Annotated in this window: 15 protein-coding genes and 1 tRNA gene; 10 read left to right on the forward strand and 6 right to left on the reverse strand. The window is 69.9% G+C overall.

The features are described 5' to 3' along the window. Positions 1 to 4 precede the first annotated feature (4 nt). Positions 5 to 1,165, reverse strand: coding sequence for a 4-hydroxyphenylpyruvate dioxygenase (gene hppD, locus CHC09_RS35105; RefSeq protein ID WP_239138731.1), 1,161 nt, complete (start codon positions 1,163 to 1,165; stop codon positions 5 to 7). Between the two features lie 90 nt (positions 1,166 to 1,255). Here hppD and CHC09_RS35110 point away from each other — a divergent pair, with 90 nt between their 5' ends. From CHC09_RS35110 to CHC09_RS35120, 3 genes are all read left to right on the forward strand, one after another. Continuing rightward, on the forward strand, positions 1,256 to 1,741 hold the full coding sequence (locus tag CHC09_RS35110; RefSeq protein WP_089297577.1) for an Lrp/AsnC family transcriptional regulator: 486 nt from the start codon (positions 1,256 to 1,258) through the stop codon (positions 1,739 to 1,741). A 62-nt stretch (positions 1,742 to 1,803) separates the two neighbouring features. Next, positions 1,804 to 3,084: a PQQ-binding-like beta-propeller repeat protein gene (locus CHC09_RS35115; protein WP_089297578.1), complete on the forward strand. Its 1,281-nt coding sequence runs from the start codon at positions 1,804 to 1,806 to the stop codon at positions 3,082 to 3,084. Between the two features lie 71 nt (positions 3,085 to 3,155). Continuing rightward, positions 3,156 to 4,823, forward strand: a complete 1,668-nt coding sequence (locus CHC09_RS35120; RefSeq protein WP_089297690.1) for a fumarate hydratase — start codon at positions 3,156 to 3,158, stop codon at positions 4,821 to 4,823. A gap of 49 nt (positions 4,824 to 4,872) precedes the next feature. Here the strand turns inward: CHC09_RS35120 and CHC09_RS35125 are convergent, their stop codons facing one another. Continuing rightward, the gene (locus CHC09_RS35125; protein ID WP_089297579.1) at positions 4,873 to 5,376 is read right to left on the reverse strand and encodes a hypothetical protein; all 504 of its coding nucleotides are present in this window, start codon (positions 5,374 to 5,376) and stop codon (positions 4,873 to 4,875) included. Between the two features lie 423 nt (positions 5,377 to 5,799). Between CHC09_RS35125 and CHC09_RS35130 the strand changes: the two genes are divergently transcribed. The 4 genes from CHC09_RS35130 to rlmB all read left to right on the forward strand — a co-directional run bounded on the left by CHC09_RS35130 (position 5,800) and on the right by rlmB (position 11,479). Beyond that, complete coding sequence (locus CHC09_RS35130; protein WP_239138732.1) at positions 5,800 to 7,155, forward strand: class II fumarate hydratase; 1,356 nt, start codon at positions 5,800 to 5,802, stop codon at positions 7,153 to 7,155. An 80-nt stretch (positions 7,156 to 7,235) separates the two neighbouring features. After that, entirely contained in the window at positions 7,236 to 8,888 is a 1,653-nt protein-coding gene (locus CHC09_RS35135; protein ID WP_089297581.1) for a S8 family serine peptidase, read from the forward strand. Positions 8,889 to 8,942: 54 nt separating this feature from the next. Next, positions 8,943 to 10,358, forward strand: a complete 1,416-nt coding sequence (gene cysS, locus CHC09_RS35140; RefSeq protein WP_089297582.1) for a cysteine--tRNA ligase — start codon at positions 8,943 to 8,945, stop codon at positions 10,356 to 10,358. After that, entirely contained in the window at positions 10,358 to 11,479 is a 1,122-nt protein-coding gene (rlmB, locus tag CHC09_RS35145; protein WP_089297583.1) for a 23S rRNA (guanosine(2251)-2'-O)-methyltransferase RlmB, read from the forward strand. Before cysS ends, rlmB begins: the two co-directional genes overlap by 1 nt. On the opposite strand, the gene CHC09_RS46770 is transcribed toward rlmB, so the two are convergent. Further along, positions 11,476 to 11,622 carry a hypothetical protein gene (locus tag CHC09_RS46770; RefSeq protein WP_179277417.1) on the reverse strand — a complete coding sequence of 49 codons (147 nt, stop codon included), beginning with the start codon at positions 11,620 to 11,622 and terminating at the stop codon, positions 11,476 to 11,478. The two genes, rlmB and CHC09_RS46770, sit on opposite strands and share 4 nt — an antisense overlap. A gap of 12 nt (positions 11,623 to 11,634) precedes the next feature. Between CHC09_RS46770 and CHC09_RS35150 the strand changes: the two genes are divergently transcribed. Continuing rightward, positions 11,635 to 12,690 carry a hypothetical protein gene (locus tag CHC09_RS35150; protein ID WP_089297584.1) on the forward strand — a complete coding sequence of 352 codons (1,056 nt, stop codon included), beginning with the start codon at positions 11,635 to 11,637 and terminating at the stop codon, positions 12,688 to 12,690. A 224-nt stretch (positions 12,691 to 12,914) separates the two neighbouring features. After that, positions 12,915 to 13,814: a hypothetical protein gene (locus CHC09_RS35155; RefSeq protein WP_089297585.1), complete on the forward strand. Its 900-nt coding sequence runs from the start codon at positions 12,915 to 12,917 to the stop codon at positions 13,812 to 13,814. A gap of 363 nt (positions 13,815 to 14,177) precedes the next feature. Here the strand turns inward: CHC09_RS35155 and CHC09_RS35160 are convergent. Beyond that, a tRNA-Thr gene (locus CHC09_RS35160) sits at positions 14,178 to 14,251 on the reverse strand. Positions 14,252 to 14,387: 136 nt separating this feature from the next. Here CHC09_RS35160 and CHC09_RS35165 point away from each other — a divergent pair. Further along, the gene (locus CHC09_RS35165; RefSeq protein WP_089297586.1) at positions 14,388 to 15,473 is read left to right on the forward strand and encodes an ABC transporter ATP-binding protein; all 1,086 of its coding nucleotides are present in this window, start codon (positions 14,388 to 14,390) and stop codon (positions 15,471 to 15,473) included. An 8-nt stretch (positions 15,474 to 15,481) separates the two neighbouring features. Here the strand turns inward: CHC09_RS35165 and CHC09_RS35170 are convergent, their stop codons facing one another. After that, positions 15,482 to 16,687, reverse strand: coding sequence for an FxsB family cyclophane-forming radical SAM/SPASM peptide maturase (locus CHC09_RS35170; RefSeq protein ID WP_089297587.1), 1,206 nt, complete (start codon positions 16,685 to 16,687; stop codon positions 15,482 to 15,484). Positions 16,688 to 17,006: 319 nt separating this feature from the next. Then, entirely contained in the window at positions 17,007 to 18,677 is a 1,671-nt protein-coding gene (locus tag CHC09_RS35175) for an outer membrane protein assembly factor BamB family protein (protein WP_179277418.1), read from the reverse strand. Positions 18,678 to 18,713: the final 36 nt, after the last annotated feature.

Here is an 18,713-nt window from a genome sequence, read left to right on the forward strand (position 1 = left end):
CACGTCACAGGTTGCCGCGCCGCTCCTGCTCCCGTTCGATGGCTTCGAAGAGGGCCTTGAAGTTGCCCTTGCCGAAACCGAGGGAGCCGTGCCGCTCGATCAACTCGAAGAATACGGTGGGTCGGTCCTGCACGGGAGCCGTGAAGATCTGCAGCAGGTATCCGTCCTCGTCGCGGTCGACCAGGATCTTACGCTTCTTCAGCTCCTCGATCGGCACCCGAACCTGGCCGATCCGGGCCCGCAGCTCGGGGTCGTCGTAGTACGAGTCCGGGGTGTTCAGGAACTCCACGCCCGCACCGCGCATCGCGTCGACCGTGGTCAGGATGTCGTTGGTGGCCAGCGCCACGTGCTGGGCGCCGGGGCCGCCGTAGAACTCCAGGTACTCGTCGATCTGCGACTTGCGGGCCGAGACGGCCGGCTCGTTCAGCGGGAACTTGACCTTGCGGGTGCCGTCCGCGACGACCTTGGACATCAGCGCGGAGTAGTCGGTGGCGATGTCGTCGCCGATGAACTCCGCCATGTTCGTGAAGCCCATGACCCGGCGGTAGAACTCCACCCACTCGTCCATCTTCCCCAGCTCCACGTTGCCGACCACGTGGTCGATGGCCTGGAAGAAGCGCTTCGGGCGGACCGCGACGATCGGGTCGCGGGCCACGAAGCCGGGCAGGAACGGGCCGTCGTAACCGGAGCGGTCGATCAGGGTGTGCACGGTGTCGCCGTACGACGCGATCGCCGCGAGCCGGACCGTGCCGTGCTCGTCCTTCAGGTCGTACGGCTCGGTCACGCCGCGCGCGCCGGCCTCGAGCGCGTGCTGGTACGCCGCGTCGACGTCCGGGACCTGCAGGGCGATGTCCGAGATGCCGTCGCCGTGCCGGGTCACGTGGTCGGCACCGGGCGCCCCGGCGTGCACCATGCCGGTCAGCACGAACTTCGCGCCCCCGCTGACCAGCACGTACTCGGCGTGATCGCGGAATCCCTGCTCGGGGCCGCGGTAGGCGACACACTTCATGCCGAACGCGGTGGAGTAGAAGTGCGCGGCCTGGCGGGCGTTGCCGACCAGGAAGCGCAGGTGGTCGACGCCTTTCACCGGGAAGACGTCTTTGGCTTCCGAAACCTCAGTGGGTTTCTCGGTTTCTGTGGCGAAGTCGCCGTGGAGGCTGGTCATGTGGCTGAGGATTGACCTTGATCACACCAGTGGGCAATAGTCGGAGTTTCGACTGGTCAATCTGTGCATTCAGTAGGGTGGTCAGCGGTTATGACTGAGCAAGGTGTCCAGCTCGACGAGCTCGACGCGAAGCTGATCGAGTTGCTGGAAGCCGAGCCCCGGATCGGGATCCTGGAGCTCTCCCGGCGCCTCGCGGTGGCCCGTGGCACGGTGCAGGCCCGGCTCGACAAGCTGACCACCCGGGGCGCGATCAAGGGCTTCGGGCCCGAGGTGGTGCCCGCCCGGATCGGCTTCGGAGTGATGAGCTTCGTGACCCTGGAGATCAGCCAGCGGTACGGGCACGACGCCGTCGCGAGCCATCTGGCCGAGATCCCCGAGGTTCTCGAGGCGCACACGATCACCGGCAGCGGCGACATCCTGTGCCGGATCGTGGCCCGTTCCAACGCCGACCTGCAGCGGGTAATCGACAAGATCGTCGGGTACGAGGGCATTCGCCGCGCCCACACGATCATCGCGCTGGCCGAGCTGATCCCGTACCGGACCGTGCCGCTGAGTCGGGCGGCAACTCGGGAATAACACCATGACACGGGCTTTCTACGCTCTCAGCTGTCCTGGATCGAGGTCACTAACCTGCCCGCATGGCGTCCTCGGGCACGTGGAAGGGAATCACGCTGGTCGCTGCCGTCACGGTCACCGTGCTGGCCTCGACCGGGGTGTGGAACCCGTTCCCGAAGCTCTGGGAGTGGGTCAACACGAGCGGGCCGGTCGCGCCCGGCACCCGCTGGCAGCAGCGCCTGGGCGGCACCCCGCAGAGCGTCTCGGTGATCGGCGAGTCGGTGATCGTCGAGTACCGCACGTCGGTGGAGGCGTACAACCTGACCACGGCGGTGAAGGTGTGGCAGTCCGACGCGGACTGGGCCACGATCGCCGGGCAGGGCGACGACGCCGTGGTGGTCACCGGCCGGCTGCTCACCAAGGGATACCAGGTGCTGGACGCGCGGACCGGCACGGTGCGCCGGGCCGACACCGAGGCGGGCGCGGTCTGGGCGTACCAGAACGGGATCGTCGATCTGCGCTGCTCGGGCGGTGACGACTGCCGGCTCACAGCATGGGAGCCGCGGCTCGGCTCACAGCTCTGGTCGGTCGCCACCGGCGGGATCGGCTTCGTGCTGCACGCCGCCAATCCGGATCTGCCGGACTCCCGCCGGCTTGGCACCGGGGACGTCGACGACGCCGCGAGCGGCCCGGCGATGATGCCCGGCCTGTTCGGGCTCCCGGACAACGGCCAGGTCCGGGTGATCGACACCGCCACCGGCCGCCTGGTGCAGACCGTGCGGGCCGGCCCGGAGCAGCGGATCGCGGTGGTCGGCGGGCGGGTGCTCACGATCACCGGGACGGCGCGGGACGGCACCTGCTACTACGGGGTGGTGGCCACCGCGCCGCCCGGCAACCGGACGGTGTGGAAGCGGGACGGCCTCAACCTGCGCACCGCGGAGAGCGACTGCAAGCAGGACCGGGACCCGGCCGGCGGGTACGACGTGGTGCTCGGCGTGGATCCGTACGGCCGGCAGGAGCTGATCAACGCCGCGGACGGGCGGAACCTCTGGTACGGCGACAAGACCGCCGAGGTGCTCTCGGTGGACGACCGATACGCGGTGATCCGCTCCGGGGACACGCTGCGCGGCTGGTCGTTCAGCCGGGGCAAGGCGGTGTGGCGGCAGAACGGGCGGGCCAAGGCGGGTGCGATGGTCACGCCGTACGCGGTGATCGTGGTCTCGTCCGGACGGGTGACGGCGCTGGCTCCGGAGAATGGGGCGGTACGTGCCGATGTGCGTACCGATGCGAAGGTCTTCGCCGCCACCTCGAAGGGTTTGATCTTGGTTTCCGGTCGGGACATGGCCTATTTGCCGTACGGCTGACACGCCCGCGAGCGCGTAGGCCGGGTGCCGGGTTCGCATCGGCCGCCCCCGCTGGCCTAGGCTTGCCGCTCATGAGCAGAGGCGCCGCTTTCACCTACTCGCCGCTCTTGCCCGCGGGCGACGACCTGACCGAATATCGCCTGGTCACGGACGAGGGCGTGGATGTCGTCGAGGGCCCGGGCGGGCGTCGTTTCCTGACCGTCGAGCGATCCGCGCTGACCATGCTCACGGCCGAGGCGATGCACGACATCGCCCACTACCTGCGCCCGGCGCACCTGGCTCAGCTGCGCTCGATCATCGATGACCCGAAGGCCTCGCCGAACGACCGCTTCGTCGCGCTCGACCTGCTGCGCAACGCGAACATCGCGGCCGGCGGCGTGCTGCCGATGTGTCAGGACACCGGCACCGCGATCGTGATGGGCAAGCGTGGCCGGCACGTGCTGACCGACGGGCTCGACGAGGAAGCCATCGCGCTCGGCGTGTACCAGGCGTACACGCGGCTCAACCTGCGCTACTCGCAGCTCGCCCCGCTCACCATGTGGGACGAGAAGAACACCGGGACCAACCTGCCGGCCCAGATCGAGCTGTACGCCGAGGACCCGAACGGGCACCCGGACGCCTACAAGTTCCTCTTCATGGCCAAGGGCGGCGGCTCGGCCAACAAGTCGTACCTGTACCAGGAGACGAAGGCGCTGCTCAACCCGCAGCGGATGATGCAGTTCCTGGACGAGAAGCTGCGCCTGATCGGCACCTCCGCCTGCCCGCCCTACCACCTGGCGATCGTGATCGGCGGGACCAGCGGCGAGCACGCGCTCAAGACCGCCAAGCTCGCCAGCGCGAAGTACCTGGACAACCTGCCCACCTCCGGCTCGATGCTGGCGCACGGCTTCCGTGACGTCGAACTGGAGGCCGCGGTCCTGGAGCTGACCCGGGACTTCGGGATCGGCGCCCAGTTCGGCGGGCGGTACTTCTGCCACGACGTGCGGGTGGTCCGGCTGCCCCGGCACGGCGCGTCCTGCCCGGTCGCGATCGCGGTCTCCTGCTCGGCCGACCGCCAGGCGGTCGCCAAGATCACGCCGTCCGGCGTCTGGCTGGAGCGGCTGGAGACCGACCCGGCCCGGTTCCTGCCCGACGTCACCGACGAGAACCTGGAGTCGGAGCAGGTCGTCCGGATCGACCTGAACCGGCCGATGGCCGAGATCCGGGCCGAGCTGAGCAAGTACCCGGTGAAGACCCGGCTGTCGCTGACCGGCCCGCTCGTCGTGGCCCGGGACATCGCCCACGCCAAGATCGCCGAGCGGCTGGACGCCGGCGAGCCGATGCCGCAGTACCTGAAGGACCACGCGGTCTACTACGCCGGTCCGGCGAAGACCCCGGAGGGCTACGCGTCCGGGTCGTTCGGGCCGACCACGGCCGGCCGGATGGACTCCTATGTGGAGAAGTTCCAGGCGGCCGGCGGGTCGATGGTGATGCTCGCCAAGGGAAACCGGTCGAAGCAGGTCACCGACGCGTGCAAGACCTACGGCGGTTTCTACCTCGGCTCGATCGGCGGGCCGGCGGCCCGGCTCGCCCAGGACTGCATCCGGCACGTCGAGGTGCTCGAGTTCCCGGAACTCGGCATGGAGGCGGTCTGGAAGATCGAGGTGGAGGACTTCCCGGCCTTCATCGTGGTCGACGACAAGGGCGAGGATTTCTTCGCCGAGGTGACGAAGCCCGTCCTGGGCATCGGCAAGCGGTAACGCCTGAAGAGGTCGGGAGCGGCCGGGTCCGGATCGCCGCTCCCGGCCCTCAGCCGCAGTAGCCGGCGACCGGGCTCATCCACTCCGCGAGCTGTGCCTTCAGGGTCTTGTCCAGATCCGCCGTGGTCTGGATCTTCTTGATGTACTTGTGGTCCTTCGCGCTCGCCTCGAACTTCTCCGCCGAGGTCGCCCCGGCCTCCTTCAGCTCGGGGTTCTGCGCGAGGGCGGTCTCCTGGCGGATCTGCGTGCCCGCAGACTGGAGCTCGGCCGCGGCCGACTTCTCGGCCTTGACGGCGTTCTCGGTCTGCTTGGCCTCCTTGTAGGCGATCATCTTGCCGATCGCGGTACCGAAGTCGTCCAGCTCGCCAGTGAAGATCTTGTCCAGCTTTCCGCAGACCTGCGCGGTGTCGGCCGAGTAGTCCGTCGGCGCGTCGGAGGCCGTGCTGGTGGCGGGGGCCGGCGCCTCGGCGTTGTAAACCTTCGCGTCGCTCTCGCAGGCGGCACCGGTCAGCAGCACGCCGCCGGCGAGCACGGCCAGGATGGCGGGTCGCATTCGTGGGTCCTCTTCGTCGGGAACAGGGCGAAACTTCGCCCGACGGTACGTTCCGTTTCCGGTCGCGTCCAACCGTGAGGGGCCGGCGAACTGCGAGCAGCCGGTGCCCGGTCCCCCCGATCCGCGGTGCGGACGTGGCGGCGCCGCTGATGAAACGGCGCTGAAGAGGACGCTCCGGCACCGTTTCCGCTCCACTGTGGATCAGCTGTCGGCGTAATCCGCGTCGATCGGCTGCTCGGGGTCACTGGACTCCGGGTTGTCGCCCGATCGGTGGAGCCCACGTGGCCGGCCGCGGACGGCGTTCCGGCGCCTCGCCTGTGATCCGGCCGGCCGTCTCCCGGATCACAGGCGAGGCGCCGCCGACCGGGAGAGGATGGTTCGGTGACGACCGATGAGAGTGGCTTCCGGATCGAACACGACACGATGGGCGAGGTGCGCGTCCCCGCCGAGGCCCTGTGGCGGGCGCAGACCCAGCGCGCGGTGGAGAACTTCCCGATCTCCGGGCGCGGCCTGGAACCGGCGCACATCCGCGCGCTGGCGCGGATCAAGGGCGCCGCGGCCCAGGTCAACGCGGATCTCGGGGTCCTGGACGGGGAACTGGCCGCCGCGATCGCGGTCGCGGCCGCGCACGTGGCCGACGGGGGTTACGACGACCAGTTCCCGGTCGACGTCTTCCAGACCGGCTCGGGCACCTCGTCGAACATGAACGCCAACGAGGTGATCGCCACCCTGGCGTCCCGTGCCCTGGACCGGCCGGTGCACCCGAACGACCACGTCAACGCGTCCCAGTCCAGCAACGATGTGTTCCCGTCCTCGATCCACCTGGCCGCCACGGAGGCGATCGACGCCGACCTGATTCCGGCGCTGGAGCACCTGGCCGGCGCCCTGCGGGCGAAGGCGCGGGACTGGTCCGGCGTGGTGAAGAGCGGCCGGACCCACCTGATGGACGCCACCCCGGTCACCCTGGGCCAGGAGTTCTCCGGGTACGCCCAGCAGGTCGCCAACGGCGCCGAGCGGCTCACGGCCACCCTGCCCCGGCTCGGCGAGCTGCCGCTGGGCGGCACCGCGGTGGGCACCGGAGTGAACACCCCGCCCGGCTTCGCCCCGGCGGTGATCGCCCTGTTGCGGGAGCGGACCGGCCTGCCGCTGAGCGAGGCCCGCGACCACTTCGAGGCGCAGGGCGCCCGGGACGCGCTGGTCGAGGCGTCCGGCCAGCTCCGGGTGGTGGCGGTGGGCCTCTACAAGATCGCCAATGACATCCGCTGGATGGGCTCCGGACCCCGGGCCGGGCTGCGCGAGCTGCGCCTGCCCGACCTGCAACCGGGCTCGTCGATCATGCCGGGCAAGGTGAACCCGGTGGTGCCGGAGGCGGTCCGGCAGGTCTGCGCCCAGGTGATCGGCAACGACGCGACCGTCGCCTTCGCCGGCACGCAGGGCGACTTCGAGCTGAACGTGATGCTCCCGGTGATGGCCCGCAACCTGCTGGAGTCGATCCGGCTGCTGGCCGCGGTCGCCCGCCTGCTCGCCGACCGCTGCGTGGCCGGCCTCGAGGCCGACGAGGAGATCACCCGGGGGTACGCCGAGGGTTCGCCGTCGATCGTGACCCCGCTCAATCGCGTTCTCGGCTACGACGAGGCGGCCGCGATCGCCAAGCAAGCGCTTTCCACTAATCGGACGATCCGTGAGGTGGTGATCGAACGCGGTCATGTGCGCGCGGGAACCCTATCGGAGCGGGAGCTGGACGAGGCGCTTGATGTTTTAAAGATGACAAGGCCGTGAAATAGGCAGTCCTTGACCTTGCTATTCGCGATCTTTCTCGATGAGATGCGGAGGACCATCTCCCAAAAGGAGCGCATTCCATGAGAAGACGTTTAACCGCCGGAGCCGTCGCCGCCGTGACGGGCCTGGCGTTGTTGACCGCGGCACCGGAATCCGCCGTGGCGGAGCCGACAGTCACGGTCGATTACACCGTGGTGGCCGCTGACGGAGTTTCCGCCGCGGACGCCACGGCCGCGATCAAGGCCGCCGGTGGCACCGTTGTCAGCGCCAACGATGCTGTCGGTGTGTACCGGGTGACCTCGACGGACGCCAAGTTCGAGAGCAAGGCGACCGCTTCCGCCGCGCTGATCGGGGCGAGCGAGCGCAAGGCCATCGGCTACGCGCCGAACGGCATGGAGAAGATCGAGCGGGGCCAGCGGTCCAAGGGTGGCAAGGGCCACGGCCCGGCCAAGGCCGACCCGCTGGACGACAAGCTCTGGGGCCTGGCCATGATCAAGGCTGACAAGGCTCGCAAGATCGAGTCGGGCGACAAGGGCGTCACGGTCGGGGTGCTGGACACCGGGCTGGACGCGTCGAACCCGGACCTCGCGCCGAACTACAACAGCAAGCTGTCCCGCAACTTCGCCCCGGACATCGTCGACATCGACGGCCCGTGCGAGGTGACGGGCTGCGTCGACCCGGCCGGCACCGACGACGGCGGGCACGGCACGCACGTGGCCGGCACCATCGGCGCCGCGCTCAACGGCAGCGGCGTCTCCGGCGTCGCGCCGAACGTGTCCCTGGTCGAGCTCAAGGGTGGCCAGGACTCCGGCTACTTCTTCCTCGACCCGGTGGTCAACGCGCTGACGTACGCCGGTGACAAGGGCATCGACGTGGTCAACATGTCGTTCTACGTCGACCCGTGGCTCTACAACTGCACGGCCAACGCGGCGGACAACCCCACCCAGCAGGCCGAGCAGCAGGCGATCATCACCGGCATGAAGCGGGCGCTGAACTACGCGCACGCCCGGGGCGTCACGCTCTTCGGCGCGCTCGGCAACAACCACGAGGACCTGGGCAAGCCCCGCACCGACATCTCCAGCCCGGACTACGGCAGCGACCCCTACTCGCGGCCGATCGACAACTCGTCCTGCTGGGACCTGCCGGTCGAGGGCCCGCACGTGATCGGCGTCTCGGCGGTCGGCCCGTCGACCCGTAAGGCGGACTTCTCCAACTACGGCCTGGAGCAGATCTCGGTCGCCGCTCCGGGTGGGTTCGCCCGGGACGGCTTCGGCACGGACACCTACAACACCGTGGGCAACCGCATCCTCTCCTCCTACCCGCTGAAGGTGCTGCAGGAGGAGGGCCTGGTCGACGCGGACGGCAACATCACCGCCGCCGGCACCGACACGGTTCTGAAGGACTGCACCAAGGCCGGCAAGTGCGGTTACTACACGTACCTGCAGGGCACCTCGATGGCCTCGCCGCACGCGGCCGGCGTCGGCGCCCTGATCGTCGGCCGGTACGGCGTGCCGGACTTCCGGCGCGGCGGCAAGACCCTGCTGCCCGCCGTCGTCGAGCAGATCCTGTACCGCACGGCGGCGAAGCACGCCTGCCCGACGCCGCGCCTGCAGAGCTACACGCAGGAGGGCCGCCCCGCCGAGTTCGACGCGCTCTGTGAGGGCGGGACGAACTTCAACGGGTTCTACGGCTATGGCATCGTCGACGCCTACGCGGCGGTCGGCGGTCGCTGACGTGTCGGACGACCGGGGCGGTCATCCGATCGCCCCGGTCGGTACCCTTGTACGGTGACCCTGCGCTTGTATGACACCGCGACCCGATCGGTCCGGGACTTCGTCCCGTCGACGCCCGGTCAGGTGGGGATCTACCTGTGTGGGCTCACCGTTCAGTCGTCACCACACATCGGCCACCTGCGTTCCGCGGTCAACTACGACGTGCTGCGCCGCTGGCTGCTGCACACCGGCCTGGACGTGACGTTCGTGCGCAACGTCACCGACGTCGACGACAAGATCCTCGAGAAGTCGGCCAAGCAGGGCCGCCCGTTCTGGGCCATCGCCTATGAGAACCGCCTGCTGCTGGACCGGGACTACCGCTCGCTGAACGTGCTGGCGCCCACCTATGAGCCGCTGGCCACCGGGCACATCACCGAGATGCACGCGCTGATCCAGAGTCTGATCGAGCGCGGCCACGCCTATCCCGCCGAATCCGGCAACGGCGACGTCTACTTCGACGTCCTCTCCTACCCGGAGTACGGCGCGCTCTCCGGCCAGAAGCCCGCCGACATGCGTGCTCCCGAGGACGCGCCGGTCTGGGACAAGCGTGACGGCCGCGACTTCGCCCTGTGGAAGGGCGTGAAAGAGACCGAGCCGACCGACGCGCACTGGTCCTCGCCGTGGGGCCGGGGCCGCCCCGGCTGGCACATCGAGTGCTCCGCGATGGCTCAGCGCTACCTCGGCGACGAGTTCGACATCCACGGCGGCGGCCTCGACCTGACCTTCCCGCACCACGAGAACGAGGTCGCCCAGTCGAAGGCCGCCGGGCTCGGCTTCGCCCGCTACTGGGTGCACCACGCGCTGCTCAACCTGGGTGAGTCCAAGATGAGCAAGTCGCTGGGCAACGTGATCGACCTGGACACGCTGGTCGAGGCCGGCATCCGCCCGGTCGAGGTGCGCTACTACCTGGCCAGCCCGCACTACCGCTCGCGGATCGACTACAGCGACGAGGCGCTGCGCGAGGCCGCCGTGGCGTACAAGCGGATCGAGGGCTTCGTGCGGCGGGCGGCCGAGTTGGTCGGCCCTGGCCGGCCCAAGGCGGTGCCGCCGGCGTTCGCCGACGCGATGAACGACGACCTGAACACCTCGGCGGCGCTCGCGGTCGTGCACGACACCATCCGGGAGGGCAACACCGCCCTGGCGGCCGGCGACGAGCCGGCCATCCGCGGCGCGCTGACCGCGGTCCGGGCCATGCTCGCGGTGCTCGGCATCGACCCGCTCGACACCGCCTGGGACGGCGGCGAGAGCGGCAACGACCTGAAGCCGGTGGTCGACTCGCTGGTCGCGCTGGCTCTGGAACAGCGGGCACAGGCCCGCGCACGTAAGGACTGGGCGGCCGCCGATCAGGTGCGGGACCAGCTCAAGAACGCGGGTATTCAGGTGGAGGACACTCCGGCCGGGCCGCGCTGGACGGTAGGAGAGCAGCACTGATGCCGGGTAATTCACAGAACGCGAGCAAGCGCGCGACCTCGAAGAAGGGCGCCGCCATGGGCTCCGGCGGCAAGAACCGCGCCGGGCTCAAGGGCCGGGGCAAGACCCTGCCGGCCGACGAGCGCCCCTGGCACAAGGGCTACTCGGGCACCGAGAAGCTGCCCGAGAAGACCGCTCGGAAGCAGGACAAGGAACGTCGCGCGGCGGCGGCCGAGGGCCGTGCGCCCAAGGTCGGCGTTCCCGGCAGCAAGGACACCACCTGGGGTCGCGGCGGTGGCCGCGGTGCCAGTGTCGGCCGGCCCGCCGCGCGTGGTGGCCGGGCGGCCGGCCCGCGTGGACCACGGGTCGCTCCCGGGCGTAAGTCGAACCCCACCAAGGAAGGGCCCGAGCTGCTGCTCGGGCGCAACCCGGTGGTCGAGGCGCTGCGCGCGCTGGTGCCGGCGACGGCGCTCTACGTGGCGCAGGGCATCGACATCGACGAGCGGGTCACCGAGATCGTCCGGACCGCCGGCGACCGGGCCATCCCGATCCTGGAGGTCAGCCGCAACGAGCTGGACCGGATGACCGGTGGCGTGCTGCACCAGGGCATCGGCCTGCAGGTGCCGCCGTTCGCGTACGAGGACTTCGACGACCTGGTCACGGCCGCGCTGGAGCAGACCGCGCCGCTGCTGGTCGCCCTGGACGGGATCACCGATCCGCGCAACGTGGGCGCGGTGATCCGGTCGGTGGCCGCGTTCGGCGGGCACGGCGTCTTCATGACCGAGCGGCGGGCCGCCGGCATCACCGCGACCGCCTGGCGCACCAGCGCCGGCGCGGCCGCCCGGGTGCCGGTTTCCCAGGTGGTCAACCTGACCCGGGCGATCAAGTCGGCGCAGAAGGCCGGCTTCACCGCGATCGGCCTGGACGCGGACGGCGAGACGGACCTCTACCAGTTGGAGGCCGCGATCGGTCCGCTGATCGTGGTGGTCGGCTCCGAGGGCCGGGGCCTGTCCCGCCTGGTCGGCGAGACCTGTGACCTGCGGGTCAGCATCCCGATGGCGTCCGACGTCGAGTCGCTGAACGCCAGCGTCGCGGCAGCGGTCACGCTCGCCGAGGTCGCCCGGCGGCGCTCGCAGGGCTAGTCGTCGTCATCGATCCGGCCGGTGCGGATGCCGGCCGGATCGATCGTTATCGCGTGTTCGTGCCACAGCTCTTCGTGTCGGATCCGCACGCCGCGACCGATCACTAACTTTCTCTCCAGTGGACGGGCGTCCACGCGGGACACGGGGAGAGAGTCATGAACACGAAGCTGCGCCGGGGCATTCTGGCCGCTGCGATCACGCTCGGGGCCACGCTCGGCGTCGCCTCCGCGGCCGCCGCGGTGACCGGGCCGGGCACCACGGCCGCGCCCGCGCCGGCGGCCGCCCAGCGGATCACAGTCGCCGAACCGGTCGCGCTGAACGCGTCCGTACCGGCTGAGCCGGCGGCCGCGGAGACCACCACCGAGGCGCCGGCGCCGGCCGGGACCGAAGCGGCGCCCGAGACCGCGGCCAGGCCCAACAAGGCCGTTCTCTCCGCCACCGCGACCGACCTGGTCTACGGACAGCCGGACGCCACCGGCCTGCGCGGCGGCAGCAACATCATCACGATCACCAACCGCGGCACCCAGCAGGTCGAGTTCCCCATGCTGACCTTCCCGGTGAACCAGCGCGACGTCCTGACCCAGAACGCGAACTGCACCTACATGGCCAAGCGGGGGACCGAGCTCACCTGCATCATCGACCCGCTGGCCGCCGGCGAGTCCCGGGAACTGGCCCTTCCGTGGCAGACCCGGCAGGAGTCCGGCCCTGTCGCCACCGTCCGGGCCCGGCTGCAGCAGGTCGCCGACCGTGAGGGCACCCCGATCGCCGGCACCGCGAGCAAGGTGAGCTGGAAGGTCTCGTTCGCCCAGCTGACCGGCATCTTCACGATCAAGGCGACGCCGCTGGCCTACAGCGCTCCGGACGAGGTCGGCGTCCGCCACGGCTCGACCCACGTCACGATCCGCAACGTGAGCACGGAGACCGTGCAGTTCCCGACGATCACCTTCCAGACCAACGGCGCCGCGGCCGTCTTCGCCGACTGGACCGGTTGCGTCCAGACGTTCAACGTGAGCTGGGACGCCGCCTGCGTCGAGGCGCCGTTGGCCCCGGGTGAGGAGCGCACCCTGGAGTTCCCGTTCCAGTCCGACGGACCGATGCTCGAGAACGACGCCTCGGTCCGGGTCGAAGCGGCCACCGACGTGAACGGCTCCGTGATCGCGGGCACCGCGGTCGGCACCACCTACCACGTCACCTCGCCCAGCGACAACTGATCCACGATCAAGCACGGCCGCCCTCCGCAGGGAGGGCGGCCGTCTTCGTATGCCCACGGGTCCTGCCTTGCGGGAGAGTGCCCGGCGACCCGTCGGGCAACAGAAGCCCGGACGGCCTCCCGGATTCGTGTCACCCATCGCCGAGGACCGTTCCGAGACCTGAGAATCTCTTAGGTTTCTCCCCCGTGGACAGCGGTCCACCACGGGGACATGGGGAGAGACCTATGAGCACGAAGCTTCGCAACGGCGTTCTGGTCGGCGTCGTCGCCGTCGGTGCCATCCTCGGCAGCGGTTCGGCCGCCACTGCGGCGGTCACCACCGGGACGGCCACGGGTGGCCTCGCCGGCGTCGCGACCAAGCTCGTCTACGGCCAGCCGGACCTCAACGGCTACCGCAGGGGCAGCAACGCCTTCACGATCACGAACAACGGGACCGAGGCGGTCGAGTTCCCGACGCTGACCTTCACATCGAACGGCCGCGACGACCTGATTCATGCCGAGGCGTCCGACTGCGAGCACATGCGAGGCAGCTCGACCTGGGTCAACTGCGTCCTCACGCCGCTGGCCGCGGGCGCGAGCCGGACCGTGTCGCTGCCCTGGGGGACCAAGTCGAGCGGCCCGGGCGGCACCGCTGAGGTGAGCCTGACGGAGTCCTCGGACGCCAGCGGCACGCCGGTCGAGGGCACCGAGAGCACGGTGCCCTGGAAGGTCAGGTTCGAGAAGCTCACCGGCACCTTCTCGATCAAGGCGACACCGCTCACCTACGGCCCGCTCGACGAAGCCGGCCTCTCACACGGCTTCACCAAGGTCACCGTCAAGAACCTGAGCTCCGCCACCGTGCAGTACCCACTGGTCACCTTCCCGTCCTACGACGGCACCGGCACCTACGCCAAGTGGAGCGGTTGCACCCAAATCATTCAGCACACCGACAACACCGCCTGCATCGAGCAGCCCCTCGCCGCCGGTGAGCAGCGCACCCTCAAGTTCTGGTTCGAGTCCGACTTCGTCCCGATCTGGGGCTTCGACGGCCACGTCCGCGTCGCCGCCGCCACCGACCCCTCCGGCACTGTGATCCCCAACACCGCCGCAGGCACGTCCTTCCCAATCCCCGGCACCGACGACTGACCTCCAAAACGCAGCCCGGCCACCCCTCCACCAAGAAGGCCCCGCCCCGCTCCACCACCACGGCCAAGCCGCAACCAACGCAACGCGGCAGCTCGGTGCTCCACCCCACCCGGCCCAGGAAGCACGCCCAGCCCGCGACCGAATGCAACGCGGCGGTTCGGGACTCCACTCCACCCGGCTTAGGAAGCACGCCAAGCCGCGACCGAATGCAACGCGGCAGTTCGGGGCTCCGCCCCGCCTGGCGCCAGCAACCACCACCAAACCGCGACCGAACGTAACGCGGGGGTCCGGGGGCTCGGCCCCCGGGCTAGCAAAGCGAGGAGGCCCAGTCCGCGCTCTCCGCGGACAGGACCTCCCCCGACGAGCCCCCGGTCGGACTCGAACCGACGACCTCGCGTTTACAAGACGCGTGCTCTAGCCATCTGAGCTACAGGGGCGATGGGGTCAGCATATCGTCCCGAATTGCGTTCGCCATCTTGGCAGGTGGGTCGAAACCAAATACGGTGGCGAGGCTGTTCCTTCTACTCGGATCGTCCGGCACGTTCCTGCCGGTGGAAAGGAAGTCGATTCACCATGGCTACCGTCACGTACGAGAAGGCCTCCCGGATCTATCCGGGTTCTGAGCGCCCCGCGGTCAACGAGCTCGAGCTCCAGATCGGCGACGGTGAGTTCCTCGTCCTGGTCGGCCCCTCCGGTTGTGGTAAGTCCACCAGCCTGCGCATGCTCGCCGGCCTGGAGGATGTCGACCGCGGTCGGATCCTGATCAACGACAAGGACGTCACCCACCTCCCGCCGAAGTCCCGCGACATCGCGATGGTGTTCCAGAACTACGCGCTGTACCCGCACATGACGGTGTACGAGAACATGGCGTTCGCCCTGAAGCTGCGCAAGACCCCGAAGGCGGAGATCGACCGCGCCGTCAAGGAGGCCGCCGCGCTGCTCCAGCTCGAGGAGTACCTGGCCCGTAAGCCGAAGGCGCTCTCCGGTGGTCAGCGCCAGCGTGTCGCGATGGGCCGCGCGATCGTCCGCCAGCCGCAGGTGTTCCTCATGGACGAGCCGCTGTCGAACCTCGACGCGAAGCTGCGTGTGCAGACCCGTTCGCAGATCGCCACCCTGCAGGCCAAGCTCGGCGTCACCACCGTCTACGTGACCCACGACCAGGTCGAGGCCATGACCATGGGTCACCGCGTCGCGGTCATGCTGGACGGCGTGCTGCAGCAGGTGGACACCCCGCGGGCGCTCTACGACACCCCCGGCAACGTCTTCGTCGCCGGCTTCATGGGCTCGCCGGCCATGAACATCAAGACCGTGAGCCTGACCGAGTCGGGTGCCACCTTCGGCGCGCTCAGCGTGCCGCTGACCCGTGAGCAGGTCGCGGCGGCGCAGGGCGGCGACGGCAAGGTCACCATCGGCTTCCGGCCGGAGGCCGCCACCGTCGTCACCGAGTCGGCCGACTCGCTGCCGATCGTCGTCGACCTGGTCGAGGACCTCGGCTCGGACGCGAACGTGTACGGCCACGCGGACCTGGGCGGCACCTCGGAGCGTTTCGTGGTGCGGACCGAGCGGCGCTACATGCCGCACATGGGCGAGACCGTCCACATCAAGCCGAACCCGGAGGCGATCCACGTCTTCCACGCCGGCACCGGCGTCCGGATCTGATCTGACGTTCAGTCGAATGGGCCGCCCGGCGACGGGCGGCCCGTTCGCGTTTTCGCGATCCTGGCCACGTCGGCGCTCACCCGCGCACGGATGTGAGCGATCAGTTTGAACAGGTCACGGCAGTAGACCGAGGGCGCGTCGAAGTCGCGGCCGGTGTAGCGATGCGGATAGTACCCAGCGCCACAAACCGCAACTAGCGGGCACTTACGGCAGGTAGCCGACAAATTCTTCAACCCGCCCTGCCGAGCACGGACCTCGGCGTGCCGGAGGGCGTCGTCGAAAGAGTTGTCGAAGACGTTCAGGGCGGTGTCGACGGCTCCGGCGTAAGTGGTGCGCAGCGCGTCGACCTGTTCGATCGCGCCGGACACGTCCACCACGATGACGCCGACCGGACTCAAGCCGATCGACTCGGAGCGACTGTCCCGCCCGAACAGTCCGAGAATGATCTCCTGGAAGAGCCGGATCGTGGTCTCCGCCCGGGGTGCCGAGTACCACCTCTCGAAGACCGCGATCAGCCAGTCCGCGTACGGCGTGCTGTCGTCGTTCGGGCGGCCCGGGGGCGGTGCCGCCCAGTTGCCGTGCGGAAGCAGGAGATCGAGGTGCGGCGGGGCGAACGCGATCAGTGATTCGTACGTCTCGACGGGGTCGTTCGCCAGATCGACGACGGCGAGGAGTCCGGCGTACATCTCCGGCTTCTCCCGCAGCAGGGCCAATCCGCGCGCGACGAGGTCGTGGCTGCCGCGCCCGCTGCGGAAGCGGCGGTGCCGGTCGTTCTGCTCGGCGCCGCCGTCAAGACTCACGCCGACCCGGATTCCGGCGCCGGCCAGGTGGGTCAGGGCCCGGTCGTCGAGGGCCAGCCCGTTGCTCTGGACGGTGAACTCCGGGTCCATGCCGGGGCCGAGTTCCCGGCGGATCAGCTCGGCGGCGCCGGCAAGCCGTGCCGGCCCGAAGAGCAGGGGCTCGCCGCCGTGGAAGACCACGCGGGGACGGGTGACGGCGTGCCGGTGCGCGTGCTCGGCGATGCGCCGGGCGGTCTGTTTCAGGACGGGCATCGGCATCGGCCGGGAGCGGGCGCTCCAGGCGTCGACGGACTGGTACATGAAGCAGTAATCGCAGGCCAGCTGACAGCCGCCGTGCACCTTGACCACGAACTCACGGAACGGTGCCGCCGCGGACTCGTCGTCCGCCGGTTGCCTGGCGACGAAAACGTCCACGGGGTGGCTTCCTCAGCGTAGGTTTCCCAGGTTCGGTATGACTCGGTCCGTGCGACCGTGCACAGTGGATCGCTGCTCTGGGCGGCAACCTACCGGCCGGCGGCGCGGCGCGGAAGTCCGCGCCGCGCCGGGCGGTCGGTTCGTGTGCCGAGCGGTCGGTTGCGCGTGCCAAGAGGACCAGCGATCGGTCGCGGTTGCCAAGAGGGCCAGCGGTCGGTTGCGGTTGCCAAGAGGGCCAGCGGTCGGTTGCGGTTGCCAAGAGGGCCAGCGGTCGGTTGCGGTTGCCAAGAGGGCCGACGGTCGGTTGCGCGTGCCGGGGTCAGCCGGCGAAGCGGGCGAGCACGAAGTCCTTGTCGGCCACGCAGGCCAGCACGGACGTGTTCCAGGAACAGGTGCCGCCACGCACGTCCTGGATCCGCCCGATCAGCGCCGGAGCGTCGCCCACGTGCACCCCGGTCAGGATCTGGTCGCCGGCCCCGGAGGAGAGCGGGTCCGAGAAACGCAGCACGTTGCCGCCGTCGAGCCGCACCGCGTCGCCCGGCTCGGACCACTGGGGCGTGCCGTCGCTCCCGAACAGCGTGGCCGATTTGCCGGTGGTGGCCAGCACCGCGTCACCGACCGGGATCAGCCGCTCGACCTGCGGTGCGGGCTTGCGCCACACCACTTTCCGCTCCTCCAGGTCGTAGGCGATGACCTCGGCCTTCTCGCGCTCGTAGCCGGGCGTCTCGACGAAGCAGATCCGGTCGTCGCCGCACGGCGCCAGGCCGCTCACGTCGGAGCCGTCCCGGGTCGTGTAGACCACCTCAGGCTCGGCGGTGTCGAAATTCTTCAGGTCGTAGGCGACCAGCCGGTCGGTGCTGGACTCCTCGACGAACAACCGGCCGTTGTGAGCCACCATCTCGTCGCTGGTGTAGGCGACGTTGCCGCGGGACTTGCCGGGCTTGCCGGTGGCCAGGTCGATGATCCGGGCCGACCGGTCGTTGGTGACCTGGACGATCCGGCCGTCGCCGGCCTCGGCCGCGAACGGCCACCCGTCGCCGTCGGCCGGCCCGGTCAGGCCGTCCGAGGTGGTGATGTCGAGGACGGTGCTGCCGGTCGAGCCGTCGGGGTTCGCGTTCCGCCACCGCTGTTTGCCGGTGGTCAGGTCCAGCCCGATCAGCTGTCCCGCCTTCCGGTCGACGATCAGCATCGTGCCGTTGCGGTAGAGCGCGGTGTCCGTACTGCCGAAGGGGTGTTCCCAGCGTTTGGTGCCGGTCTTTCCGTCCAGCACGACGAGACGGCCGGCGTCGGCGTCGTAGTCCGGGTCGGCGATCAGCGCCACCGCGCCCGGCAGGGCGGTCATCGAGCGCCAGCGCTTCTCGGCACCGGCCGCGTCGCTGCGCCAGATCTCCTCGCGGCTCGTTGTGTCGACCGCGACCACCCCGGCACGGCCCTGGTCGTCGACGGAGCCGAAGTAGGCCCGGTCGTCGAGGACCTCGGCGGCCGACCAGGTGTAGGAGACCGAGGTGACCGGCTTGAAGCGGGTCAACTGGTCCAGCGCGTGGTAGTCGAGGGCCGGGAAACCGGGCCGGAGCAGGATGGCGGCGGTCACCCCCAAGGCGACGGCCGCGGCCAGCGCCGCGCCACCCAGAATCCAGAACCCTTTCCGGTACGGCCTCCCGCCGCCGCCCGTCGTCGGGGTGACGGTCGTCGTCGGCGGCTCGACCTGGCCCGGCGTCGCGAACGAACTCGGTGCCGCGGGCGAACTCGGTGCCGCGGGTGAACCCGGTGCCGCGGGCGAGGCCGGCGGATAGACGGTGGAGTACGGCGACTGCCGGGCGGCCTCCGCCTCGGCGTCCGCCCACGGGTCGACCGGCGCCGAGAACCGGATCGACGGCTCGTCGGTGACCCGGCGCGCGCTCGACGCCCCGTCGACCGCGGTGTCGGTCCTGACCGGAGCCTCGTGCGGCGTGGTCGCCGGTGTCGCGGCGGCGCCCACGGCGTACCGCAAACTGTCTTGATCTTGATTTTGGGGGCGTGGAGCCGC

The organism is Actinoplanes regularis, from assembly GCF_900188005.1.
Taxonomy (GTDB): domain Bacteria; phylum Actinomycetota; class Actinomycetes; order Mycobacteriales; family Micromonosporaceae; genus Actinoplanes; species Actinoplanes regularis.